20 protein-coding genes are annotated in these 23,285 nt (G+C 62.0%); 15 read left to right on the plus strand and 5 right to left on the minus strand.

Translation table 11 applies throughout. From position 1 onward, the window contains the following. Positions 1–2 precede the first annotated feature (2 nt). Entirely contained in the window at positions 3–2,282 is a 2,280-nt protein-coding gene (locus tag ACH2EI_RS18385; protein ID WP_395156794.1) for an aconitate hydratase, read from the minus strand. 72 nt (positions 2,283–2,354) lie between these two features. Between ACH2EI_RS18385 and ACH2EI_RS18390 the strand changes: the two genes are divergently transcribed. From ACH2EI_RS18390 to ACH2EI_RS18405, 4 genes are all read left to right on the plus strand, one after another. After that, entirely contained in the window at positions 2,355–2,480 is a 126-nt protein-coding gene (locus ACH2EI_RS18390; protein WP_395156796.1) for a VOC family protein, read from the plus strand. Further along, positions 2,480–3,208 (plus strand): GntR family transcriptional regulator, encoded by a 729-nt coding sequence (locus ACH2EI_RS18395; RefSeq protein WP_395156798.1) that lies wholly within the window; start codon positions 2,480–2,482, stop codon positions 3,206–3,208. Before ACH2EI_RS18390 ends, ACH2EI_RS18395 begins: the two co-directional genes overlap by 1 nt. A 126-nt stretch (positions 3,209–3,334) precedes the next feature. Further along, positions 3,335–4,018, plus strand: coding sequence for a TIGR00266 family protein (locus ACH2EI_RS18400; RefSeq protein ID WP_395156800.1), 684 nt, complete (start codon positions 3,335–3,337; stop codon positions 4,016–4,018). Between the two features lie 41 nt (positions 4,019–4,059). After that, positions 4,060–5,277, plus strand: coding sequence for an alpha-hydroxy acid oxidase (locus tag ACH2EI_RS18405; protein WP_395156802.1), 1,218 nt, complete (start codon positions 4,060–4,062; stop codon positions 5,275–5,277). Between the two features lies 1 nt (position 5,278). Here the strand turns inward: ACH2EI_RS18405 and ACH2EI_RS18410 are convergent, their stop codons facing one another. Next, positions 5,279–6,520, minus strand: coding sequence for a hypothetical protein (locus ACH2EI_RS18410; RefSeq protein ID WP_395156804.1), 1,242 nt, complete (start codon positions 6,518–6,520; stop codon positions 5,279–5,281). Positions 6,521–6,562: 42 nt separating this feature from the next. Between ACH2EI_RS18410 and ACH2EI_RS18415 the strand changes: the two genes are divergently transcribed. After that, positions 6,563–7,375: a crotonase/enoyl-CoA hydratase family protein gene (locus ACH2EI_RS18415; RefSeq protein ID WP_395156806.1), complete on the plus strand. Its 813-nt coding sequence runs from the start codon at positions 6,563–6,565 to the stop codon at positions 7,373–7,375. 203 nt (positions 7,376–7,578) lie between these two features. On the opposite strand, the gene ACH2EI_RS18420 is transcribed toward ACH2EI_RS18415, so the two are convergent. Continuing rightward, a complete protein-coding gene (locus ACH2EI_RS18420) occupies positions 7,579–8,388 on the minus strand; it encodes an alpha/beta fold hydrolase (RefSeq protein ID WP_395156808.1) in 810 nt (269 codons plus the stop codon). Between the two features lie 33 nt (positions 8,389–8,421). On the opposite strand from ACH2EI_RS18420, the gene ACH2EI_RS18425 reads away from it, so the two are divergent. The 6 genes from ACH2EI_RS18425 (at position 8,422) to ACH2EI_RS18450 (ending at position 16,334) form a co-directional block, all read left to right on the plus strand. After that, complete coding sequence (locus ACH2EI_RS18425; RefSeq protein ID WP_395156810.1) at positions 8,422–8,667, plus strand: hypothetical protein; 246 nt, start codon at positions 8,422–8,424, stop codon at positions 8,665–8,667. 1 nt (position 8,668) lies between these two features. Further along, positions 8,669–8,821 (plus strand): hypothetical protein, encoded by a 153-nt coding sequence (locus tag ACH2EI_RS18430; protein ID WP_395156812.1) that lies wholly within the window; start codon positions 8,669–8,671, stop codon positions 8,819–8,821. Next, a complete protein-coding gene (locus ACH2EI_RS18435; protein ID WP_395156814.1) occupies positions 8,818–9,459 on the plus strand; it encodes a DUF2064 domain-containing protein in 642 nt (213 codons plus the stop codon). Before ACH2EI_RS18430 ends, ACH2EI_RS18435 begins: the two co-directional genes overlap by 4 nt. A 131-nt stretch (positions 9,460–9,590) precedes the next feature. After that, positions 9,591–14,129 carry a glutamate synthase large subunit gene (gltB, locus tag ACH2EI_RS18440; protein ID WP_395161079.1) on the plus strand — a complete coding sequence of 1,513 codons (4,539 nt, stop codon included), beginning with the start codon at positions 9,591–9,593 and terminating at the stop codon, positions 14,127–14,129. 63 nt (positions 14,130–14,192) lie between these two features. After that, positions 14,193–15,647, plus strand: coding sequence for a glutamate synthase subunit beta (locus tag ACH2EI_RS18445; protein WP_395155593.1), 1,455 nt, complete (start codon positions 14,193–14,195; stop codon positions 15,645–15,647). Between the two features lie 42 nt (positions 15,648–15,689). Further along, positions 15,690–16,334: a LysM peptidoglycan-binding domain-containing protein gene (locus tag ACH2EI_RS18450; protein WP_395155592.1), complete on the plus strand. Its 645-nt coding sequence runs from the start codon at positions 15,690–15,692 to the stop codon at positions 16,332–16,334. 26 nt (positions 16,335–16,360) lie between these two features. Here the strand turns inward: ACH2EI_RS18450 and ACH2EI_RS18455 are convergent, their stop codons facing one another. After that, positions 16,361–17,053 (minus strand): MBL fold metallo-hydrolase, encoded by a 693-nt coding sequence (locus ACH2EI_RS18455; protein WP_395155591.1) that lies wholly within the window; start codon positions 17,051–17,053, stop codon positions 16,361–16,363. Positions 17,054–17,078: 25 nt separating this feature from the next. Here ACH2EI_RS18455 and ACH2EI_RS18460 point away from each other — a divergent pair, with 25 nt between their 5' ends. The 3 genes from ACH2EI_RS18460 (at position 17,079) to ACH2EI_RS18470 (ending at position 21,339) form a co-directional block, all read left to right on the plus strand. Continuing rightward, entirely contained in the window at positions 17,079–18,212 is a 1,134-nt protein-coding gene (locus ACH2EI_RS18460) for a Gfo/Idh/MocA family protein (protein WP_395155590.1), read from the plus strand. A 62-nt stretch (positions 18,213–18,274) separates the two neighbouring features. After that, positions 18,275–19,708, plus strand: a complete 1,434-nt coding sequence (locus ACH2EI_RS18465) for an aldehyde dehydrogenase family protein (RefSeq protein ID WP_395155589.1) — start codon at positions 18,275–18,277, stop codon at positions 19,706–19,708. A gap of 41 nt (positions 19,709–19,749) precedes the next feature. Further along, complete coding sequence (locus tag ACH2EI_RS18470) at positions 19,750–21,339, plus strand: M1 family metallopeptidase (protein WP_395155588.1); 1,590 nt, start codon at positions 19,750–19,752, stop codon at positions 21,337–21,339. A 3-nt stretch (positions 21,340–21,342) separates the two neighbouring features. Here ACH2EI_RS18470 and panB read toward each other — a convergent pair whose 3' ends face one another. After that, entirely contained in the window at positions 21,343–22,230 is an 888-nt protein-coding gene (gene panB / locus ACH2EI_RS18475; protein ID WP_395155587.1) for a 3-methyl-2-oxobutanoate hydroxymethyltransferase, read from the minus strand. Between the two features lie 49 nt (positions 22,231–22,279). On the opposite strand from panB, the gene ACH2EI_RS18480 reads away from it, so the two are divergent. Continuing rightward, entirely contained in the window at positions 22,280–23,077 is a 798-nt protein-coding gene (locus ACH2EI_RS18480) for a CPBP family intramembrane glutamic endopeptidase (protein ID WP_395161083.1), read from the plus strand. The last annotated feature ends 208 nt before the right edge of the window (positions 23,078–23,285 follow it).

Consider the following 23,285-nt stretch of genomic DNA (forward strand, 5'->3'; position numbering starts at 1 on the left):
GATCAGCCCTTCGACTTCTGGCGGATGATGTTGAGTGCCGAACCGGCCTTGAACCACTCGACCTGCTCGGGGCTGAACGTGTGCTCGCATTCGAACGGCACGATCGAACCGTCAGGCTTGACGATCTCGCACTGCACCCTCTCGCCAGGGACCGGCGGCAGCGAGATCACGTTGATGCGATCGTCTTCGCCAATCTTGTCGTAGTCGGCGGGATCAGCAAACGTCAGTGGGACCATGCCCTGCTTCTTCAGGTTGGTCTCGTGGATGCGAGCGAAGCTACGCGCAATGGCAACGAGACCCATCCGGAAGCGGGGTTCCATGGCTGCGTGCTCACGGCTCGAGCCTTCGCCCATGTTCTCGTCACCAATAACAATCCACGCCTGATCGGCCTCGTGGTACTCCTTGGCGATCTCTGGGAAACGCTGCGTTTCGCCCGTGAGTTGGTTCTTGCCGAACCCGACCTCGTAGGGCGCGCCGCTTTCTTGTGCGTATGCATTGACGGCACCGAGGTAGAGGTTGCCCGAGATGTTCTCGAGGTGGCCGCGGTACTTGAGCCATGGGCCCGCCATCGAGATGTGGTCGGTGGTGAACTTGCCCTTGGCCTTGACGAGGACCGGGAGGCCGTTGTAGCGATCGAGCGAAACAGGTTCGAATGGCTGAAGAAGTTGCAGACGATCGGACGTGGGGCTCACTGCAATCGGGATGTCGTGGCCATCTTCCGGGGGAGCGGTGAACGTGTCTTCGCCCGGGTCGTAGCCGGCGTCCGGCAGGACCTGGCCAACCGGAGCGTTGAGTTTGACCTCGGTGCCGTCGGGGGCGGTGATCGTGTCGGTGGTCGGATCGAAGTCGAGGCGACCCGCCAGTGCAATGGCCATCACCGTGTCGGGCGAGGTGACGAAGGCCAGCGTGTTTGCCGAGCCATCGTTGCGCTTCGGGAAGTTGCGGTTGTACGAGGTGACAATCGTGTTGGACTGGTTGAGAATCGACTCTGGGCGGCTCCACTGGCCGATGCACGGGCCGCAGGCGTTGGCCAAGACGGTGGCACCGATGGCTTCGAGGTCGGCCAGGAGGCCGTCTCGCTCGATGGTGGCTCGGGTCTGTTCGGAGCCCGGCGTGATCATCAAGTCGATCTTGGTCATGAGGCCCCGTGCCGCGGCCTGGCGTGCAATCGATGCGGCGCGAGTGATGTCTTCGTACGAGGAGTTGGTGCATGAACCAATCAGTGCAGCTGACGGCACGAGCGGCCAATCATTGGCACGGGCGGCCTCGCCGACGCCGGCCCCGACCTTGTGTGCAAGGTCGGGGGTGTGGGGGCCGTTAATCAGCGGCCTGAGGTCGTCGAGGTTGATCTCGATGATCTGGTCGTAGAGGGCACCGTCGTCGGCACGGAGGTGGTCAATGACCTTGTCGGCGGCATCAGCGATCGCGGCACGTCCAGTGGCCTTGAGGTACTCACCCATGTTGGCGTCGTAGCCGAACAAGGAGGTCGTGGCGCCGATCTCGGCACCCATATTGCAGATCGTGCCTTTGCCGGTGGCGGAGATCGAGTCGGCGCCGGGGCCGAAGTATTCGACGATGGCGCCTGTGCCACCCTTGACGGTGAGCTGACGAGCAACTTCGAGGATGACGTCCTTCGGGCTACTCCAGTCGGAGAGCGTTCCCGTGAGCTTGACCCCGATGACCTTTGGCCATTTGACGTTCCACGCAAAGCCAGTCATGACGTCGACTGCGTCAGCGCCGCCCACACCGATGGCGACCATGCCGAGGCCGCCGGCGTTCGGGGTGTGACTGTCGGTACCGATCATCATGCCGCCGGGGAACGCATAGTTCTCGAGGACGACCTGATGGATGATGCCCGAGCCTGGGCCCCAGAAGCCGATGCCGTAGTTGGCGCTGACCGACTTCAGAAAGTCGTACACCTCAGCGTTGGTGTCGACGGCGACACCGAGGTCGATCTTGGCGCCAACCTTGGCCTGGATGAGGTGGTCGCAGTGCACAGTCGACGGCACGGCGACTTCGGGAAGCCCGGCGGTCATGAACTGGAGGAGCGCCATCTGGGCTGTCGCGTCCTGCATAGCGACTCGGTCGGGATGGAAGTCGGCGTAGCTGTCGCCGCGCTCGAGTTCTTGGTTTTCCGGGTCAGCGAGGTGGTTGATGAGAATCTTCTCCGTCAGTGTGAGCGGACGCTGCAGACGGTCGCGTCCGATCTGGACGTTGCCCGCCAGAGCGGCGTAGACACGCTCGACCAGTTCGATAGGGGTGGTTGCACTCACGGAAGCCATACGATCGACCATAGCAGACAAGTTGTAGACAAGTGAGTGTCGGTGGTCATTCAGTGGTCGTAGGGTGCAGTCATGAGTGACAACTCGACGTCATCGCCCTCTTGGGTCGACATCGAAGGGCTGACGTATTGCCACGTCGATGACCCGTTCGGGAACCGAATCGAACTGGTCCAGGTCGATGGCGATGGGACGAACTGATGGCGCGCCGAATTCGATACCAGGAGATCGCCGTGGAACTTCGTGAGCGGGCCAAAGTTGCACCCCCTGGCTCGATGCTCCCGTCCGAATCCGAGATGTCGAAGGAGTTCGAGGCGTCACGTGTCACGGTGCGTCGAGCACTGGAACTTGTTCGCGAAGACGGGCTGATCGCAGCCCGACAAGGATTCGGGTGGTTTGTCGCCATCGAACCCGTCCGCCAGCGCCTCGAGTCACTCGGAACCATCGAGTCGCAAGTCGAGGGTGTTGGGAAAATCAGCGAACGCAAGGTGAGCGAGTTCGCATTCGAGCAAGCTCCGGCGCGAGTCCGCAAGTTCTTGAAGACTGACCAGGTGTTGCGCGTCAAGCGCGTCAACCTGGCCGACGGCGAGCCCTTCGCCATCGTCACGGTGTGGTGTCCAGCCGACCTCGGCGCAAACCTGTCGCGCCAAGATGTGGAGCAGCGGCCGTTCTATGAACTCCTCGACATCGAGTTCCGCGGTGCGACCCAGACCATTGGTGCCGATTCGGCCGAGCCTGCCGATGCCAAGCTGCTCGGTATTCCGGTTGGATCGCCGCTCCTGCGCTGCCAGCGCGTCACGACCAACCGCCAGGGCGAGGCGATCCTCGTCAGTGAGCATCTCTTCCCGGCGCACCGCACCGAGTTCGTTGTCGATCTGCCACAGGCGGAGCCCAGCATGACTCCGTCAGGCTTGCGCCTGGTCGACTGACGTCGACGGCGACTGCGTCGCCCCGGAGTGCTCGGGCTGCGCCCGAATCGCCTGCGGCTCGGGGGCCCACGCCCACGCCCACGCCCACGCCCACTGGCCTCTGGCTTCTGCACTAGCTTTTCCTCCATGGACATCCAGACACGCCACAATCCCTCTTTTTCCGTTGCACGCACATTGCTCGGTCCGAACGAGTCGCTGCGGCTTGAGACCGGCGCAATGATGGCCATGTCCGCTGATATCAACGTCGACGCCAAGATCGAAGGTGGCCTCAAAAAGGGCCTGAAGCGCAGCATGCTGGGTGGCGAGTCGTTGTTCATGACAACAGCTACTGCTGGTCCGAGCGGCGGCTGGATCGACGTAGCGCCGTCACTCCCGGGCGATGTCACCGTGGTCGACCTCGTCGAAGGTTCTCCGATGTTGATTCAGAAGGGCTCGTTCCTGTGCGCCGAACAGGGCGTCGACATCGACACCAAGTTCGGTGGGCTGAAGTCGATGTTCGGCGGTGAGGGTGCATTTCTTCTCCGGGCGACTGGTCAGGGCAAGCTCGTGCTCTCGACGTACGGTGCACTCGATCGCTTCCATCTCGAGGCGGGCCAAACCGTGATCGTCGACACGAACCACATGGTTGCCTTCGCGGAGAGCGTCACCATGGAACTGAAGAAGGCCAACGAGTCGAAGATGAAGTCGCTCAAAAGCGGCGAGGGTCTCGTGTTCAGCTTCACCGGCCCCGGTGAGCTCATGATGCAGTCACGAAACCCCGATGACTTGATCCGCTACCTCTCGGCGAACATGCCAGGCAACCGGGCCTGAGTCCGCGGCGCGCCTCGCGCCTCGCGCCTACGATCCCAGACATGGGCATGATCAAGACATTCCGGTCAGTCGTTCAGTTTGATTCGATCACGCTCGACCCGGTCGAACGCCGTTTGAAGAAGGCTGCATGCATCGACGATTATCGCAAGATCGCCAAGCGGCGTCTGCCGTTCGGTGTCTTCGATTACATCGACGGCGGGGCCGAGGACGAGCGCACGTTGGCCAGCAACACGTCGACATTCGGTGACATCGAGTTCAAACCTCGCGTCCTTCGCGACGTGAGCAACATTGATACGTCGACGACGATCTTTGGCCGGCCATCGTCGATGCCGCTCATCTTGGCGCCAACAGGATTCACTCGCATCGCTCACTCCCAAGGCGAACTCGCCGTCGCTCGTGCAGCGGCCGGCGCCGGTATTCCGTGGTCACTCTCGACCATGGGGACGCGTTCGATCGAAGAGGTCGCAGCAGTCAGCGACGGCGAGAAGTGGTTCCAGGTGTACACGTGGAAGGACCGAGGCCTCGTCAGGGATCTGATCGGCCGGGCAAAGGAGTCCGGGTTCACAGCGATCTGGTTGACCGTTGACACGGCAGTACTTGGTCGGCGTGAACGTGACGTTCGCCGCGGCATGACGTTGCCGCCGAAGATTGGCCTCGGCACGTTGATCGACGGAGCAATCCATCCGTCGTGGACGCTCGACTTCCTCCGAAACGAGCCGATCACGTTCGCCAACGTCATTGGCAAGAACGATGAAGACGGCAGCACGGCGGTGTCGCTTGCTGACCATGTCGCCCGACAGTTTGATCAGGCACTGTCGTGGAACGACATCGACTGGCTGCGTTCCGTATGGGACGGCCCGATCGTGCTGAAGGGCATCCAGACCGTCGCCGACGCGAAGCAGGCGGTCGCGGCAGGCGTCGAAGGGATCGGGTTGTCGAACCACGGTGGCCGTCAACTCGATGATGCTCCGGCACCGATCACGCTCGTCGAGCCTGTCCGCCAAGAGATCGGTGATGCCGGGACCATCATTTGTGACGGTGGTGTGCGACGGGGGAGTGACATCGTCAAGGCGCTGGCACTCGGCGCTGACGCCGTTTCGATTGGTCGACCGTACTTTTACGCACTCGCCGCCGGTGGCCAACGCGGTGTTGAGCACATGCTCGACTTCATACGGTCGGGGATGGAGCGCACGATGGCGCTCAGCGGTGTTTGTTCTCTCGCTGAAATCGATCGCGACCTCGTTCGCTGGAAGCGTTAGATCAGCCGACCTGCGGAACCAAAATCGCGCGAGGCGAATCGGATGCATCAACGAGGAAATAGGTCGACGTGCCAGCGTTGGGCACCGACACGGCGAGCCGGGTTCCGATCCCATCGGGACTTCCGACGATACTGACGAGGATCTGTCCGGCACCGGCCGTTTCGGGCATTTTGTCGGTGAAACCGACGTTCGGCAACGGAGCAATCGTCGCGTCGATTCCCCAGGCCGTGAGCCAGGCCGTGCGAGCCTCGGGGTTCTGTTCGAAGAGGGCGACATCGTCGATGAGGAACTGCCCAGCAGCTGTGTCATTGCTCTTTGACAGGATGATGAAGTCGCGGATGCTGGTGGGGAGTGCGGTCTCGAAGGTCACCAGCGAGGCGGCGTAGCTGGCCACCATTAACTGATCAGGCTCAGCCTGGGCCACATTCCAGGTTGCGCCATCGTCGATCGACTCGAAGAATTGACCGCCCACGAAACGAACGTCATTGAGTGACACGAAGTTGGCATCGAAATCTCCGGTGCTGCTGTTCACGGCCATGATCATGGTGTCATTGGGGAATGCCCAACGGAAGGTCCAGCTCTGAGCTTCGGCTGCCGAGACGAAGCCGTCGCCGATGATGTCGCCACTGGTGATGACAGCGTCGGAGTTCGGTTCGAAGGGGCCGTTCGCCACCGGGATGAGCTTGGCAATCAGTTCGTCCTCGCTGGCGTTGTCGTTGATGGCGTCAACCGTGTCCTGTGCTGCTTCGAAGATGGCCAGTTGGCCACTCTCGGCCGCCACCGCATCCGACGTCGTGTCATCAGTGTCGTCTTCCAATGTGAGCTGGGTCTGGTACACGAACCAGCCTCCAACGCCGAGCGCTCCCAACACGGCGAACTGGATCAGCCGCTTGGAGAATTTGCGGCTCTTCGAATTCTGTCGTCGCTTCCACTCAGGGATCTCCCGGGGCACATTGGCAAATGCGTCTGCGGGAAGCCCGAGATGACTGAGAGGAGGCGCGGAGTCTGCCGTTCTTGGTATGCCGGCCGGCGGGAGCGTGGGCGTGCCGAACATTGCCTCCGGGCTGGCAGGTGCCAACGGCGCCAGGCTGGGTGCGACCAATGGAGTCGCCGCCGGTGGCGGCGGGATGTCAACTGGTGCACCGTTGGGGACTTTGGGGGCGCCGGCTCGGCCGTAGGAGTCCATTGACTGCTCGCTCATGGTGTCGTCATCGGCACAACCTGACGGAACCTTGATGTCCATCGGGCTTCGTTTTTGATCGTGCCACGGTGCGACAATGGAGGTATGTCAGATCGCGTCTCCATCACTATCGACAACGGCATTGCCGATGTGCGTCTCACCCGTGCCGACAAGCGCAATGCACTCGACAGCGAGATGTTCCGCGCAATCGCTGCAGCGGGCGAGCGCCTGAAGACCGAACCAGGTGTTCGGTGCGTCGTGCTCTCTGGCGAGGGTAAGTCGTTCTGCGCCGGCCTCGACATGGGCTCGATGCAGCAGTTGGCCGGAGCGCCGCCAGCCGAAGGAGAAGAGCAAACCAACGCCGGCGACATCGATGACGGCCGAATCACTCACCTGGCGCAGCAGATCTGCTGGGTCTGGCAAGAGTTGCCGATGCCAGTCATTTCGGCTGTCCACGGGCACGCACTCGGTGGAGGTATCCAGTTGGCGCTCGGTACCGACATTCGTTTCGTCCATCCTGAGACCAAGATGTCGGTCCGAGAGACCTACTGGGGCCTGGTGCCCGACATGACCGGCACCTTCATGCTCGGTAAACTTCTTCGCCCCGACATCGCCAAGGAACTCACGTTTACAGCGCGAGTTTTCTCGGGCACCGAAGCCTACGAAATGGGCTTGGTCACACACTTGACCGAGACGCCGTACGACGACGCAATGGCGCTCGCAGCCGAGATTGCCGGGATCAGCCCCAGTGCAGTGCGCGCCTCCAAGGAACTGATCAACAACATGGCAGTTGACGGCGCAGCCGAGCAGTTCGCCGAAGAGCGTCGTTTGATCCAGACGCAGATCGGAACGCCGAACCAGATCGAGTCCGTGATGGCCAGCTTCGAGAATCGCTCACCCGAGTTCGTTGATGCCTAATCAATTTCGAAACGACGTGGCGTACACGTTCCGCGGTCGAGCCAGTGGTCCTCGGGGACGGACTCGCTCTCAAGCTTGTTGCCACAGAGAGGGCAGGGCGGTTCAGAGTTGCCAGCATCGAGGTCACTGACCTCCCGGGGCCCGGGTGAAGTCGACACCGAGGCCGGCAGGGATGCCGTCGCGCGCGGCAACCTACTCCGGCGTTAAATGTTCGACCAGAAGCGCTCGACGGTGTCCACGAAACGTTGCGGTTCGACCAGGTGTGGATAGTGGCCGTGGTCGGTCCAGACATCGATGATCGCCCCTTCGATGCGGTCACTGAGCCAGGAGCCATAGCCGTTGCCTGGGTCGATGCCGAATAAGGCCAAGTACGGAGTGTGCTTGTTCGCGTAGCCGGCAAGCGCCATCTCGACGGTCTGGCTGATTTCGTCGACCGGCTGCGTGAGAATCACATCCCAGATGCCCAGGATCACATCCTGATCGGCTCGGCGCCCGGCATTGATTCGCTCCCGCTCGGCGGCCGGCAACAGGTCGCCCTGCATCGCATCGAACATGGCGTCGACCACCTGACGGTATTGGTCAGCATCGCGCAGCATTGGTTCGGCTGGCGACAGCATCTCCTTGAATCCGTGGAGCTGAAGGGACTGGTCGATGTCGACCACGCTGGCGACGTCGGCCACGCCACCGACTGCTGACACGACGGCCCCGCCGAGCGAATGGCCGATCAGGTGTGGCGCATTGACCCTTGCGGCTGCGATGACGGCGATCACGTCACCGGTCATCACTTCGAGGTCGTACCGCGTTGCCGTACCTGACTCCCCGTGGCCGCGGAGGTCCATTGTGATCACATCGTGCGACTCGGCCAACAACGCAGTGACCGGATCGAACGACCCGGCTGACTCGGTGATGCCGTGGACGAGAACAACCGTGCTGTTGTCCTCGCCCGTCGGTCCGGTGCGGCTCCAGGCAATCGACGTTCCATCGGCTGCTGTGGCTCTGAGTTCGTGTCGCATCTCTCCAGTCTCGCAAACCCGTACCCTCGATGCGTGCCAGACGTGATCCTGCCAGCACTCAACGAGGCTGGCGAGCACGACGCATTGGCCGTCAGTGAGCAACAAAAGGGGTTCGGCGCTGCTTGCTGGGCCGGCCGGCAGGCGTCGACCTCTAACATTGTGTGTTTCATGGACTGTGATGCATCGCTCGATCCGCTCGCGCTGCCCCTGGTCACGGGCTACGCCGAGCACGGTGCTTGCCCTTGGCATGACCGACCGACGTTCGGGCTGGCCTCTTGAGATGGTGCTCCGTGCTGTCACCGCCGGGCTGAAGGTCCGCAACGTTCCCGTCGAATACACCAAACGGTCTGGCCGCTCGAAGGGCACCGGCACGATTGGTGGAACGGCCGGGACCGTCATGGACATGGGTCGAATCGTTGGTGAAATCCGATGACGGTGCCCTTCCATATCACGGTCATCGCCAGAGAGCCGGTTGCCGGCAACGTGAAGCCCCGCCTGGTTCCACCGCTGAGCCACGAGCAGGCCGCGCAGATCGCGGCCGCCTGCCTCCACGACACGTTTGCAGCGGTTTCTGATGTGTGTGCAGCTCATGATGACGTTCGGGCTGTTGCACTCATCGACGGAGCTGCCGGACCTTGGATTCCAGCCGACTACGACGTGCACCATCAGCGCGGCGGCAGCCTGGGGGAGCGGCTCGCCAATGGCTTTGCCGACCTCGGCCCCGGCCTCGTCATTGGGATGGACACCCCGTCGTCCGGCAAGCACCTTGCGGCGGCACTCGAAGCGCTCCGCGGCGGTAACGATGCGATTGGAATGACGTACGACGGCGGCTACTGGGGGATTGCCCTGGCATCGGCTGACCCAGCGGTGTTCCACAACGTGCCGATGAACACCGATCACACCGGGCAGGCACAGCTCGATGAGCTCCGCCGTCTCGGACGCCAAGTGACATTGTTGCCAACGGTGCACGACCTTGACCACTTCGAAGACATTGCGCCGATCGTTGCCGACCTTCCCGGCTCACACCTTGCATCGGTGTCAGTGTCGTTGTTCAACCGTCGGTGGGGCTGACAGCACCAGGATCACGACCGAACGATCCGGGGGAGGCGGGGAATGACCCTCTACACTGTCATTCCCCCCCGCTTGAGCCAGCGTTGTCTCGAGCATCTCGTAGCCGAACACTCGACCTCGCGGATGTGACAATGCAGAAGCCCCCTGGCCCCATTGGCCTGTACGACCCACGGCAGGAACGCGATTCCTGTGGCGTGTCTTTCGTTGCCAACTTGAAAGGCGTCCGCTCGAATGAGCTCGTCGTCACCGGCCTGAAGGCATTGACCAACCTCGAACACCGAGGTGCGACCGGCGCTGAGCCGGACTCTGGCGACGGCGCAGGCATTCTCCTGCAGATCCCGGATCGTTTCTTCCAGGAGGTCACCGACTTCGACCTGCCCGAGGCCGGCGCATATGCAGCTGGCGTCGCCTTCTTGCCGGCCGACGTTGATAACGCTGCCAAAGCAATGACTGCAATCGAGGCGAGCGTCGCCGATGCTGGCCTGCAAGTTCTCGGTTGGCGTGACCTGCCGACGAGTCCGGGTTGCCTTGGCAAGACCGCCCGCGCTGCGATGCCAACCTTCAAGCAGCTGTTCGTCTCGGATCCAGACGGCAGCACAGGCATCGACCTTGACCGCAAGGCGTTCGTCGCCCGCAAAACATCACGCCGTGAACTCGTCGGCGATCTCGACAGCTACTTCTCGTCGCTGTCGAGCCGCACCATCGTCTACAAAGGCATGCTCACCACGCCGCAGCTGAGCCAGTTTTTCCCCGACCTCGGCGACCCGCGAGTCGAGTCGGCACTGCTGCTCGTCCACAGCCGCTTCTCCACCAACACGTTCCCGTCGTGGCCGCTTGCGCACCCGTACCGATTCGTTGCCCACAACGGTGAGATCAATACCGTGCAGGGCAACCAGAACTGGATGCAGGCTCGCGAAGCCATGCTCGAGAGCCCGTTGCTGCCAGGTATCGACCGCGCCTTCCCGATTTGTACGCCCGGATCGTCTGACACGGCTCGCTTCGACGAGGTACTCGAACTCCTTCACCTCGGTGGCTATCCGATTCACCATGCCATTCTGATGATGATCCCGGAAGCGTGGGAGAAGAACGAGACGATGTCGCAGGAGCAGCGCGACTTCTATCGATTCCACGCTGCGATGATGGAACCGTGGGACGGGCCCGCTTCGGTTACCTTCACCGATGGTGAAATGATCGGCGCTGTCCTCGACCGAAACGGTCTGCGCCCCAGCCGTTACTGGGTCACCGATGACGACCTCGTCGTGATGGCCTCAGAAGTTGGCGTGATCGACATCGCTCCGGAACGCATTGTTGCTAAGGGCCGCCTGCAGCCCGGAAAAATGTTCTTGATCGACACCAAGGAAGGTCGGATCATCGGCGACGAAGAGATCAAGACCAACCTTGCGGCTCAGCATCCCTACGGCGAGTGGCTCGCCGCGGGCATGACGAGCCTGTCGGACCTCCCGAGTCGTGAGCACGTCGTCTTCAGCCACGACAGTGTGTTGCGTCGGCAGCAGATGTTCGGTTACACGCACGAAGAGCTCAAGATCCTGATCACTCCGATGGCTGCCAGTGCCTACGAGGCACTTGGCTCGATGGGCACCGACACGCCGCTCGCCGTGCTGTCAGAACGACCACGGTTGTTGTTCGACTACTTCAAGCAGCTGTTTGCTCAGGTCACCAACCCGCCGCTCGACGCGATCCGCGAGGAAGTCGTCACAGCGGTGTCGTCATCAGTCGGCCCCGAAGCAAACCTGCTTGCACCGGGCCCCGACAGCTGTAAGCAGCTGTCGCTCCCGAATCCGATCATCAACAACGACGAGTTGGCGAAGATCATCCACATCAACGACGAGGGCAACCACGAGGGGTTGCAGGCCAAAGTGCTGAGCGGCCTGTACCGCGTCGCCGATGGCGGGCCTGGCCTCGCTGCAGCGCTCGAGCGTGTGTGCGCGGAAGCATCCGATGCCATCGACGCAGGCGTACGCGTGATCGTGCTGTCGGACCGCAATGCCGACACTGTCGATGCTCCGATTCCGTCGCTCCTCCTGACGGCTGCAGTGCATCACCACCTGGTGCGCACCAAGCAACGGACAAAGGTCGGTCTGATCGTCGAAGCCGGCGATGCCCGTGAAGTGCACCACATGGCGCTGCTCATCGGCTACGGCGCCGGCGCGATCAACCCGTATCTCGCGTTCGAATCGATCGAAGATTTGATCGCCGAAGGCATGCACGGCCTCGGTGGCCTCGATCCGCACCAGGCGATCACCAACTACATTTTGGCCTGCAACAAGGGCGTGCTGAAAATCATGTCCAAGATGGGCGTGTCGACAGTTGCGTCGTACACCGGCGCGCAGATCTTCGAGGCCATTGGGCTCGGCCAAGACCTGATTGATGCCTACTTCACCAACACGATCAGCCAACTGGGCGGCATCGGTATCGGCGAGGTCGCGGCCGAGGTGGCGGCTCGTCACAAGATGGCGAACCCCGCCCGGCCAGAAGACCGTGCGCACCGCAAGCTCGAACTCGGTGGCGAATACCAGTGGCGCCGCGAAGGCGAGCAGCACCTGTTCAATCCCGAAACGGTCTTCAAGTTGCAGCACGCGACGCGTGCGAAGCGTTATGACATCTTCAAGGAGTACACCGCAAAGGTCGACGACCAGTCGAAGAAGTTGATGACGCTGCGCGGGCTGTTCCAGTTTGCCGATCGTCCGTCGATCGACATCAGCGAGGTCGAGTCGATCGAGGAGGTAGTCAAGCGATTCTCCACCGGTGCAATGAGCTACGGGTCGATCAGCGCTGAGGCGCATGAAACGCTTGCCGTTGCCATGAACCAAATTGGTGCCAAGTCGAACACCGGCGAAGGCGGCGAAGATTCCGATCGCCTCTATGACCCTGAACGCCGCTCGTCAATCAAGCAGGTCGCGTCCGGTCGATTTGGTGTCACATCCGAGTACCTGACAAACGCCGACGACATCCAGATCAAGATGGCCCAGGGCGCGAAGCCCGGCGAGGGTGGTCAGCTACCCGGACACAAAGTATGGCCATGGATCGCCAAGACGCGTTACTCCACGCCGGGTGTCGGGCTGATCAGCCCGCCGCCGCACCACGACATCTACTCAATTGAGGATCTCAAGCAGCTGATCCACGACTTGAAGAACGCCAACCCTGCAGCTCGCATCCACGTCAAGCTTGTCGCTGAAGCGGGTGTCGGCACGGTCGCTGCTGGCGTGTCGAAAGCCAAGGCTGACGTCGTGCTTATCTCTGGCCACGACGGCGGCACCGGTGCCAGCCCACTCACCTCGCTGAAGCATGCTGGCGGGCCGTGGGAACTCGGTCTCGCACAGACCCAGCAGACGCTGATGCTCAACGGCCTGCGTGACCGCATCGTCGTGCAGGCCGATGGTCAGCTCAAGACGGGCCGTGACGTGGTCATCGCTGCGCTCCTCGGCGCCGAGGAGTTCGGCTTCGCCACGGCGCCGCTCGTCGTGTCCGGTTGCATCATGATGCGCGTCTGCCATCTCGATACCTGCCCAGTCGGCGTTGCGACGCAGAACCCCGAACTCCGCAGCCGGTTCACCGGCAAGCCAGAGTTCGTTGTCAACTTCTTCCAGTTCATTGCTGAAGAAGTTCGTGAGATCATGGCGCAGCTCGGCTTCCGCACGATCGACGAGATGGTCGGCCACGTCGAGTGCCTCGACGCCCGTGAAGCCATCGATCACTGGAAGGCGTCCGGACTGGACATCAGCCCGATCCTGGCTGTGCCACAGAACCCGTACGAGCAGTCGATGTATGCGACCACGGGCCAGGATCACGGCCTCGCCGAAGCCATGGACCAGCAGTTCATTGTCGAGGCACAATCGGCGATCAACGACGGTCATCCTGTCAAAATCAATCTCCCGATTCGCAACGTCAACCGAACGGTCGGCACGATGCTTGGTCATGAGGTGACCAAGAAATGGAGGGGCGAGGGTCTGCCTGACGGCACCATCGACATCACGCTGACTGGGTCAGCCGGCCAGAGCTTCGGCGCATTCGTGCCGGCTGGCATCCAGATGCGCCTCGTTGGCGACACGAACGACTACCTCGGCAAGGGCCTGTCCGGCGGTCGCTTGATCGTCCACCCGCATCCGAATTCGACGTTCGCTGCCGAAGACCACGTGATCGCTGGCAACGTGATCGGCTACGGAGCAACAGCTGGAGAGATCTTCCTGCGCGGCAACGTCGGTGAACGTTTCTGTGTCCGTAACTCCGGTGCGCTTGCGGTCAGTGAGGGCATTGGCGACCACGGTTGTGAGTACATGACCGGTGGACGCGTTGTCGTCCTCGGCGAGACCGGCCGCAACTTTGGTGCCGGCATGTCGGGCGGCATTGCCTACGTGTATGACCCGAACGGTGAGTTTGCCAACAAGGTCAACTACGAGATGGTGAAGCTCGAACCCTTGACGTCTGACGACCTGGCATTCCTGAAAGACACGGTGCAACGTCACCGCGACTTCACGGGCTCGACCGTTGCAGAGGGGATGCTGGCCTCGTGGGAGCTGAAGTCGAGCGAGTTCCGCAAGGTCATGCCGTCTGACTACAAGCGAGTGCTCGAAGTCATCGAGCAGTCCAGGGCAGCGGGTCTTGACGAAGATGCGACGACCGACGCGATCATGGCTTCAGCAAGACCATGACGATGACCATGACGATGACGAGCAATCGAATGAGCGACCGAACGAGCGAGAAGGAGAATCAACATGGGTAAGCCAACCGGATTTCTCGAGTGGGATCGTCAGACCCCTGAACACCGTCCCGTCCCGGTTCGCCTGCGCGACTGGAACGAGGTCTATGAGCCGTTCGACGCCGAGGTGCTCAACCATCAGGCTGGCCGCTGTATGGACTGCGGTATTCCGTTTTGCAACAACGGCTGCCCTCTGGGCAACCTGATCCCTGACTGGAACGACCTCGTCTTTCGGAACCAGTGGCAGGCCGCCATTGAGCGGCTGCACGCCACGAACAACTTCCCCGAATTCACCGGTCGGCTCTGCCCGGCGCCGTGCGAGTCAGCGTGTGTGCTCGGTATTAGCCAGGACCCGGTCGCCATCAAGCAGGTCGAAGTCGAAATCATCGACCGGGCCTTCGCCGAAGGTTGGGTCACACCGCACGTGCCGTCGGTGCGAACCGGCAAGCGCGTTGCGGTGGTCGGTTCGGGGCCAGCGGGGCTGGCAGCTGCACAGCAGTTGACGCGTGCTGGTCACGAGGTCGTCGTGCTCGAACGTGCGGACCGCATTGGTGGTCTGTTGCGCTACGGCATCCCGGAGTTCAAAATGGAGAAGCGGCATATCGATCTGCGACTCGAGCAGATGGAAGCCGAGGGCACCGAGTTCCGCACGAATGCAGTCGTCGGAGAGAACGTCAACATGGAAGTGCTGCGGGCCAGCCACGACGCCATCGTGCTGGCATGTGGCGCAACAGCGTGGCGTGACCTGCCCATTCCCGGCCGCGAGCTGGTCGGGGTCTATCAGGCAATGGAGTACCTGCCGGAGTCGAATCGCGTGCAGTTCGGTGATCAGGAGAAGTCACCGATTGATGTCAACGGCAAACACGTCGTGATCATCGGCGGCGGCGACACCGGAGCGGATTGCCTGGGCACAGCGCACCGTCAGGGCGCAGCCTCGGTCACACAGCTTGAGATCATGCCGATGCCTCCGCAGCATCGGGCGGCCGCGGGTAACCCGTGGCCGCAGTTCGCAATGGTCTATAAGGTCACCAGCGCCCATGAAGAGGGTGGCGAGCGGATGTACTCGGTCAACACCGAGCGTTTCCTCGATGATGGCGACGGCAACTTGCGGGCGCTACAACTCCATGAAGTCGAGATGATCGACGGCAAGTTCAGCAAGGTCGAAGGTACCGACAAGGAGATCCCTGCCGATTTCGTGTTCCTCGCCATGGGCTTCGTCGGCCCCGAGAAGGGCTCGTGGCTCGACAATCTCGAGGTTGAGTACGACCAGCGTGGCAACGTTGTTCGCAACGACCAGTACATGACCAACCAGCGCGGGTTGTTTGTGGCCGGCGACATGGGTCGCGGCCAGAGTCTCATCGTGTGGGCGATCGCCGAGGGGCGTGCAGCGGCCGCAGGGGTCGACTCCTACCTCATGGGTGAAACCCGCCTGCCGGCGCCGGTTCTTCCGACCGACCGGCCACTTCAGTAGGCCTGCCACCGCTGGCGTGTGTCGAGCGCGTACGCTGGCCCCATGCGGTCATTGAACATACGCAAGCTGGGTGTGGTGTCGCCGATTCTGATCGGTGCACTGGTGCTCGCCAGTTGCGGGAGCGATAGCGGGAGCGGTGCTACCGCGTCGACCCAGGTCGACCTCGACACGGCAGCGACCAACTACATCGTGAAAGACCCGGTCACAACCACAATTGCGCCACTCGAGACCGAGACCGACCCCATCGCTGACCCCATCGCCACTGGCTCGCAGGTCTACGTCGTGCAGCCAGGCGATTATGCGATCAAGATCGCTGATCTGTTCGGTGTGCCGCTCGACGTTCTCCTCGCCTTCAACGGCTGGGCGACAGGCAACGAGTTCCCGTTCCCAGGCCAAGACGTCAAGATCCCCCCGGGCGCAGTGTCGGCTGATGCGGCGACGGCGTCTCCTGGGACCGAAGACGACTCGGTAGCTGTGGCTCCGGTTGGCGAAACGATTCCAGACTCCGGCTCGAACTGCCCTGCAGGCTCGTACACGATCGAAGAAGGCGACACCGCCCGCACCTTGGTCGCTGAAAAATTCGATGTGACCGTCGAGGCGCTCGATGCTGCCAACGCCGGCACCAGTGGTTACAGCGCCTTCTACCCCGGCCTGAAGATCGTCATCCCTGCCAAAGCTGGCTGTTAATCCCGGCGTTGGCGTCACCTGACTCGTCAGATGGCGTCGAAAATGTAGTTGTACTTCACCACGTGGCTCATGGGAGCGGACGAGGCTTCGCTGTATTTGTGTCCGGGATACAGGATTGTGTCGCTGGGGACCTTGGCGAGGCGCTGGAGGCTCTTGATCATCTGGTTCCCGTCTGACCCGGGGAGATCGGTACGACCGCAGCCATCGAGGAACAGTGTGTCGCCGGCAACGAGTTTCCCGTCGACGAGAAAGCACTGGCTCCCGGGCGTATGGCCCGGAGTGTGCAACAGGGTGATGTCGATGTGGCCAACCGTGAGCACATCGCCGGACGAGTGCTCAACGAGATGGTCGGGGCTGATGTGGGTGGTCTTGCGGACCCACTCGGTCTCTTCGGACTGCACATGGATCGGGCAATCGACTTTGTCGAGCAGTGTCGTGATGCCGTCGATCGAGAGGCCCATCATGGAACCTCCAACATGGTCGGCGTGGTAGTGAGTCGCGAGGACACCGGTGACGGTCATGTCGTCAGTAGCGACCAGGTCGATGAGCTCACCGGGGGAGTAGGCCGGGTCGACGAGGACACACTCGCCGGTGACTCGGTCTCCGATCGCATAGACGAAGTTGACCATCTGTTGGGCGAGCTGGTCGCCCTGTGCGAAGTCGCGTCCAGACAGGAACTGACGGAAGTAGAGACGATCGTTTTCGGGTGCGCTGTTCACCTGGCCCAGCGTACGCTTAACGGCCATGTCGACCAATGGCGGGCCAGCACAGATTCGATACGGCGTGATCGGTACCGGGATGATGGGCATCGAGCACATCCAGAACATTCTGGCGCTCGACAACTGTGTGGTCACGGCTGTGGCCGATCCGGAGCCCACCTCGCTGCTGTGGGCACAAAAGGCAGTGGGCCCCCACACACCACTCGCTACGTTCCGAACTGCGCAAGATCTCATCGCGGCAGACCTGTGCGACGCACTCGTCATCGCGTCGCCCAACCACACGCACCACGACGTGCTGATTCCGTGTATCGAGTCGGGCCTGCACCTGCTGATCGAAAAGCCGCTGTGCACCACGCTCGACGATTGCCGAGAAATCGTCGACCTTGTCGCCGACCGGCCCACCTCGCAGGTGATCTGGATGGGGCTTGAGTACCGCTACATGCCGCCGTTGCGGCGAGTGATGTCCGAGATCGAAAAGGGCACCGTTGGTGACGTGAAGATGGTTGCGATTCGCGAGCACCGATTCCCGTTCCTTGTGAAGGTCGGCAACTGGAACCGGTTCAGCAAGAACACCGGCGGCACATTGGTCGAAAAGTGCTGTCACTTCTTCGACCTCATGATCGAGGTGACCCAGAGTCGCCCGGTGCGCGTGTATGCGTCTGGTGCTCAGGACGTGAACCATCTCGATGAGGTGTACGACGGCAAGCAGTCCGACATTCTCGACAACGCCTACGTCATTGTCGACTTCGCCAACGGGAGTCGCGGGATGCTCGACCTCTGTATGTTCGCCGAGGCCAGCAAGAACGAGCGTGAGATAGTCGTCACCGGAACCGCCGGCAAGGTCGAGGCGCTCGATACCGAGAGCATCATCCGGATTGGCGTCCGGACCAACGACATCGTCAGCGGCGTGAATGTCGTGACCGAGGAGAAGATCGTCGACAATTCGATCAAGCACCAGGGGCTACACCACGGTGCGAGTTACCTGGAGCACGTCGACTTCGCAGCGGCGATCCGTGCTGGCGAACCGGCCGCCGTGACTGTGCTGGATGGCCTCTGGTCGGCAGCGATTGGTTTCGCTGCGCATTCCTCGCTGGACAGTGGCATGCCGGTCATGATCGATGATCTTCCCCAGGTCGCCGGGCTGGACTTTCGCCCGTGAGCCGGCTGACGTCATTGACAGCAGGTCAGCCGATCGTCTTCGGTGGTAATCGAGTCACCCACGTGTCCAATGAGCTTGCAGCGGCCTTCGTTGATGGCGACCGGATGGTGGTCGTTCAGGCCGACGGAGCGCTCTTGCACATCCCTGCGGCGGAACACCAGCTTGTCGAAGCTGCCGTTGGTCGAGCTGCCAGTGGGTTCGCCCAACTGTCGAACTCCAGTGACGCCCAGATCACTCACTTCTTCGATCGATTCGCCGACCTGCTCGCTGACGATGTGGTCTTCGCGCCGATTGTCAGCGCCAATCTCGGCGATGTCGAGCGGGCCCGCACCCGAGGCCGTTCGACAACCCGCTTGGCCATTGATGAGTCGATGCGGTCGGACATGATCGACGGGCTCCGGGTCTGGCGCGATGCCACGACGGGTCGCGATGTGGCACTGCACCGTGTGGACCATGACGGCTGGTCGGTCGAGGCGCGACGTGCGCCACTTGGTGTCGTCGGTTTCGTGTTCGAAGGCCGACCGAATGTCTTTGCCGATGCCTGTGGTGTTGTCCGCACCGGCAACGCCGTCGTGTTCCGCATCGGCTCCGACGCGCTGGGCACGGCACGAGCGATCGTCGAACATGCCCTCGAACCCGCGCTCGACGAAGCAGGGCTGCCCAGCGGCCTGGTGCAACTCGTCGACTCAGCAGCACATGCTGCCGGCCACGCACTCTTCAGTGATCAACGACTCGCGCTCGCTGTTGCACGGGGATCGGGCCCGGCCGTCGCACAACTCGGCGCTGTGGCTGCTCAGTCGGGCGTGCCCGTCAGCTTGCACGGCACAGGTGGAGCCTGGGTGGTCGCGGGCGAGTCAGCGGACGCTGCGCAACTCACAGCCATTGTCACGCATTCACTCGACCGCAAGGTCTGCAACACGCTCAACGTCTGTGTCATCGCCGCCTCGCGGGCCAGTGACTTGGTGCCTGCTCTCCTCGCAGGTCTGGAGGCGGCAGGGTCGGCCCGTGGCACATCGGCGCGGCTTCACGTCGTCGTCGGATCCGAGGCTCATGTTCCGTCTGAGTGCTTCGAGCGTCGTGTTGCGATCGACCGTGCAGACGGAGTACACGACGAACCGTTTGCCTCAACCCTCGACGAAGCCGAACTGGCAACCGAGTGGGAGTGGGAAAACTCACCCGAAGTCACGCTTGTCGTCGCCAGCGATGTCAGGGCGGCAGTCGAGCTGTGCAACGCCTACAGCCCGCATTTTGCGGTCTCAATGGTGAGCAACGATCAGACCGAGCACGACGACTTCTATGTCGCAGTCGACGCGCCGTTCGTCGGCAACGGATTCACCCGCTGGGTCGACGGTCAATATGCGTTGAATGCCCCCGAACTGGGCCTGTCGAACTGGCAGGGCGGGCGAATGCTCGGCCGCGGAGCGATTCTTTCGGGCGACTCGGTTCACACCGTGCGGTACCGGGCGACGGTGAACGACCACACAACACACCGCTAGCTGCGTCGTCAGCAACGTGGCGCAACGGTACGGTTTGAGGCATGCGGCGAATGGCAGTGCTGATGGTCGCAGGATTGCTTGTTGCCACGGCATGCTCGGGCGAAGCCGACGTCACCACTGAGCGGGCCGACCCGGTCAGCACTCCGGTCAGCACTCCGGTCAGCACTCCGGTCAGCACTCCGGTCAGCACTGCAGCCGATGAGATCCTTGACGTGCCGGCAACCACGTCAGCGCCTGGGTCGACATCCGCTGAGGTCCCGACCATTTCCGATGGTCGGGGCACCCAATCAACCGACACCGGGCTTGCCGATCGACTGTTTCCTGGCCTCGGTGCACCTGCGGTTGACGTCGTCTCGTACCTGGTCAAGCTCGATGTCGACGTTGCCGCTGGAAGCTTTGATGCTGTGGTCGACGTCGTTGCCGACGTCGACACTGCCGTCCGCCAGATGGCGCTCGACGCGGCAGGCTTCACGGTCGACTCGGTGCAAATAGACGGTGACGATGCTCCATTCGAACAGCCCGGCGACGAATTGATCATCGAACTGCCTGCTGATTCTGACCGACGGGTGACCGCCACGATCACCTATTCGGCTGCTCCTGACGAGGCGTTCTCGGCGGTGGGGTTGCCTGCGGGCTGGTTCCAGACTGACGGTGGTTCTTATGTGCTCAACGAGCCTGACGGCGCTCGTCGATGGCTGCCCTCGAACGACCATCCGAGTGACAAGGCCACGTGGCGATTTGAGATCACCGTCCCGGACGGCATCACGGTGTCGGCCAACGGTGATCTCGTGCAGGATGGGCAGCTGGGCGAGCCGTGGATCTGGCAGATGTCGCAGGAGATGCCGACCTATCTCGTGCACCTCGTCATCGGCCCGTACGACGTCGTCGATGGCGGATCGCTCACGTCCGTCGATGGCGATAACATCAATTTGACGCACGTCGTTCCCGCCGGCGAGCAGGCCAAGTTTCAACGATTCATCGACGAGACGCCGAAGCAGTTCGACTTCTTCGAGGAACGCTTTGGGCCGTATCCGCTCGACGACTACGGCCTTGCCTTCGTCGACAGCACCCCCGGGCTGGCAATGGAAACGCAGGGGCGGTCGCTCTTCAGCCAGCTCGACTTCCAGGTATCCGGGTTTGGCGATGACGAGACGCAGATCAACTTCCTCCAACAGCTGTTGCTGGCTCACGAACTGGCCCACCAGTGGTTCGGCAATGCCGTGAGTCCCGCAACGTGGTCAGACATTTGGTTGAACGAAAGCTTTGCGACGTATGCGCAGTTTCTGTGGCTCGACGAGATCGGACTCGTTGATCTCGATAGCGAGATGAGCGAGTTACTGCTCGCTCGCCAAACCGGCGACGTTGCTACGGGAATGCCCACGCTCAAGAGCATGTTTGGGTTCGAGAGCTACGACGGTGGCTCGGTCGTTGTCCACGCCCTGCGGCTCAAGGTCGGTGACGAAGCGTTTTTCGAATTGCTCGCCGAGTGGATTGGATCGAACACCGGAACGTCGCAGACCAGTGCTGCGTTCATCTCCCTGGCCCAAGACCTGACGGGCGCCGACCTGGGCGAATTCTTCGACGCCTGGCTCTACGCAGCGCGCCTTCCAGCGGAGTTCCCGCAGGGCTGACAGTTACTCGGTGTACTCGTGCTCGGGCCCGGGGTACACGCCTGATTCGACTTCCTCGCAGTACTTGCGGGTTGCTTCGAGCAACGTCTCGCGGATGTTCGCATACTGCTTGACGAAGCGTGGGAGGCGACCGCCACCGAAGCCGGCCCAGTCGGTCCACACCATCAGCTGGCCGTCGCAATGCGGCCCTGCCCCGACCGAGATGGTCGGGATTGACAGTTCTTTGGTGATCTGTCCGGCGATTTCCGACGGCACCATCTCGAGCACGACAGCGAATGCTCCGGCCTTCTCGACGGCGTGGGCATCAGCCAGTAACTCGGCTGCGCTGTCACCCCGGCCCTGAATGATGTGACCTCCGAGGCCATGCTCGCTCTGGGGCGTGAACCCAATGTGGGCCATCACCGGGATACCGGCATCGACGATCCGTTCGATTTGTGGGGCGCTGCGGACACCGCCTTCGAGCTTGACTGCCTGGCAGCCGGTCTCTTTCATGAAGCGGATCGCGGTTTCAAGAGCCTGACGCCGGCCGTTCTCGTACGAACCGAATGGCATATCGCCGATGACGAGGGCTCGACTCGCGCCACGCACGACCGCTGCGGTCAGCGGGATGAGTTCGTCCAGGGTGACAGGAATTGTGGTGTCGTACCCGAATACCGTGTTGGCGGCGGAGTCGCCGACCAGGAGAAAATCTACGCCAGCCTCATCGAAGATCGATGCTGACATGAAGTCGTAGCTCGTGAGACCGGTGATCTTGATCCCGCTCTCCTTGGCTCGCTTGAAATGGCGCGTCCGCACTTGCTTGAGCGCAGGATCGCTGGTGCCGCCGCCATATGGTCGCTGCTCATCAGTCACGGCATCGATGCTAGGCCGTCGGGTGCTTGGTGCTCTCATATCAGTGGACCAGCGTCTACGCTGACAGCTTCGCCGCTAGCGATTCGCGATGACTGACTTTCCACCACCAGCGGGTCCGCCCGTCACCTCCAGCACGTGGGCTGTGACAAGCCCGGCATTCGCCCCAGAGCGCGAGCGGCATGCGACGCTGCCGATCAATGCTGCAATCGGCGCGGTGGTCGTTCTCGTCATCTCGCTCCTCGCATCAAAGTATGTCCTGGATGTGCTCCTGCAGTTCGAGTGGCCGGTGGTTGTGTACGTCGCCCTCCTCGCCCTCGTCGGGTACGGCCCATCGCTCATCTGGTGCAAATTTGCCAGCCGCCGATGGGGTACCGGCAAGTTCTTCGAAGACGTCGGCCTGAAGCCGGAGTTTGCCGACCTCGGCTGGGGGCCTGTGGTCTGGCTCGTTGCGATCGGAACACAGATCGCTCTTGGCGCTTTGATCCTCGTTCTGGGCGTGCCGCTTTCGAACAACACAGACGGGGTCAGCGAGCTCACCGAGAATCGCACCTACATTGTGTCGCTGGTGATCACTGCCGTGATCGCTGCGCCGTTCGTCGAAGAGATCGTCTTCCGTGGTGTTGTTATGCGCGGGTTACGCAGCAGGTTGGCCGCGGTGCCGACCGTGATCCTGCAGGGTCTGCTGTTTGGCGTGGCGCACATTGATCCGGTCCGTGGCGCAGGAAACATCGGCTTGGCCCTCATTCTTTCAGGCGTCGGAATCGTATTCGGTGGTGCTGCCTACCTGCTCCGTCGCATCGGCCCAACCATCGTGGCCCACGCCATCTTCAACGGCATGGTATTGCTCCTCGTCCTCACGGGCATCGCCGAACGCCTCCAGAATTAAGTCACGCTCCTCAGACGGTGGGTGCAGTGTCACACCGAGATTTGTCACACTTTGGTCAGACCGGAGATGTGACAGTTCAGGCGGAGAAGAGGTCGCGGTTGTCGATTAACCGGACGTCGCCGAACCAGACAGCGGTGGCGATGCGTACCTTGCCAGCGAAGCGGTGCTCGGGCGCGAGTGTGTCGATTGCTTCGAGAGTCGTTGCGTC

Origin of the sequence: Ilumatobacter sp., from assembly GCF_041688325.1 — a bacterium.
Lineage (GTDB): Bacteria > Actinomycetota > Acidimicrobiia > Acidimicrobiales > Ilumatobacteraceae > Ilumatobacter_A.

What these genes read in the sequence shown, in the direction of transcription:
- ACH2EI_RS18430 (WP_395156812.1), top strand. Translation starts at nt 8,669, where the DNA reads ATGGTGCTCCGTGCTGTCACCGCCGGGCTGAAGGTCCGCAACGTTCCC.
- ACH2EI_RS18395 (WP_395156798.1), top strand. Translation starts at nt 2,480, where the DNA reads ATGGCGCGCCGAATTCGATACCAGGAGATCGCCGTGGAACTTCGTGAG.
- ACH2EI_RS18460 (WP_395155590.1), top strand. Translation starts at nt 17,079, where the DNA reads ATGTCGACCAATGGCGGGCCAGCACAGATTCGATACGGCGTGATCGGT.
- ACH2EI_RS18480 (WP_395161083.1), top strand. Translation starts at nt 22,280, where the DNA reads ATGACTGACTTTCCACCACCAGCGGGTCCGCCCGTCACCTCCAGCACG.
- ACH2EI_RS18405 (WP_395156802.1), top strand. Translation starts at nt 4,060, where the DNA reads ATGGGCATGATCAAGACATTCCGGTCAGTCGTTCAGTTTGATTCGATC.
- ACH2EI_RS18450 (WP_395155592.1), top strand. Translation starts at nt 15,690, where the DNA reads ATGCGGTCATTGAACATACGCAAGCTGGGTGTGGTGTCGCCGATTCTG.
- ACH2EI_RS18470 (WP_395155588.1), top strand. Translation starts at nt 19,750, where the DNA reads ATGCGGCGAATGGCAGTGCTGATGGTCGCAGGATTGCTTGTTGCCACG.
- gltB (WP_395161079.1), top strand. Translation starts at nt 9,591, where the DNA reads ATGCAGAAGCCCCCTGGCCCCATTGGCCTGTACGACCCACGGCAGGAA.
- ACH2EI_RS18415 (WP_395156806.1), top strand. Translation starts at nt 6,563, where the DNA reads ATGTCAGATCGCGTCTCCATCACTATCGACAACGGCATTGCCGATGTG.
- ACH2EI_RS18445 (WP_395155593.1), top strand. Translation starts at nt 14,193, where the DNA reads ATGGGTAAGCCAACCGGATTTCTCGAGTGGGATCGTCAGACCCCTGAA.
- ACH2EI_RS18410 (WP_395156804.1), bottom strand. Translation starts at nt 6,520, where the DNA reads ATGGACATCAAGGTTCCGTCAGGTTGTGCCGATGACGACACCATGAGC.
- ACH2EI_RS18400 (WP_395156800.1), top strand. Translation starts at nt 3,335, where the DNA reads ATGGACATCCAGACACGCCACAATCCCTCTTTTTCCGTTGCACGCACA.
- ACH2EI_RS18385 (WP_395156794.1), bottom strand. Translation starts at nt 2,282, where the DNA reads ATGGCTTCCGTGAGTGCAACCACCCCTATCGAACTGGTCGAGCGTGTC.
- ACH2EI_RS18420 (WP_395156808.1), bottom strand. Translation starts at nt 8,388, where the DNA reads ATGCGACACGAACTCAGAGCCACAGCAGCCGATGGAACGTCGATTGCC.
- ACH2EI_RS18390 (WP_395156796.1), top strand. Translation starts at nt 2,355, where the DNA reads ATGAGTGACAACTCGACGTCATCGCCCTCTTGGGTCGACATCGAAGGG.
- ACH2EI_RS18435 (WP_395156814.1), top strand. Translation starts at nt 8,818, where the DNA reads ATGACGGTGCCCTTCCATATCACGGTCATCGCCAGAGAGCCGGTTGCC.
- panB (WP_395155587.1), bottom strand. Translation starts at nt 22,230, where the DNA reads ATGAGAGCACCAAGCACCCGACGGCCTAGCATCGATGCCGTGACTGAT.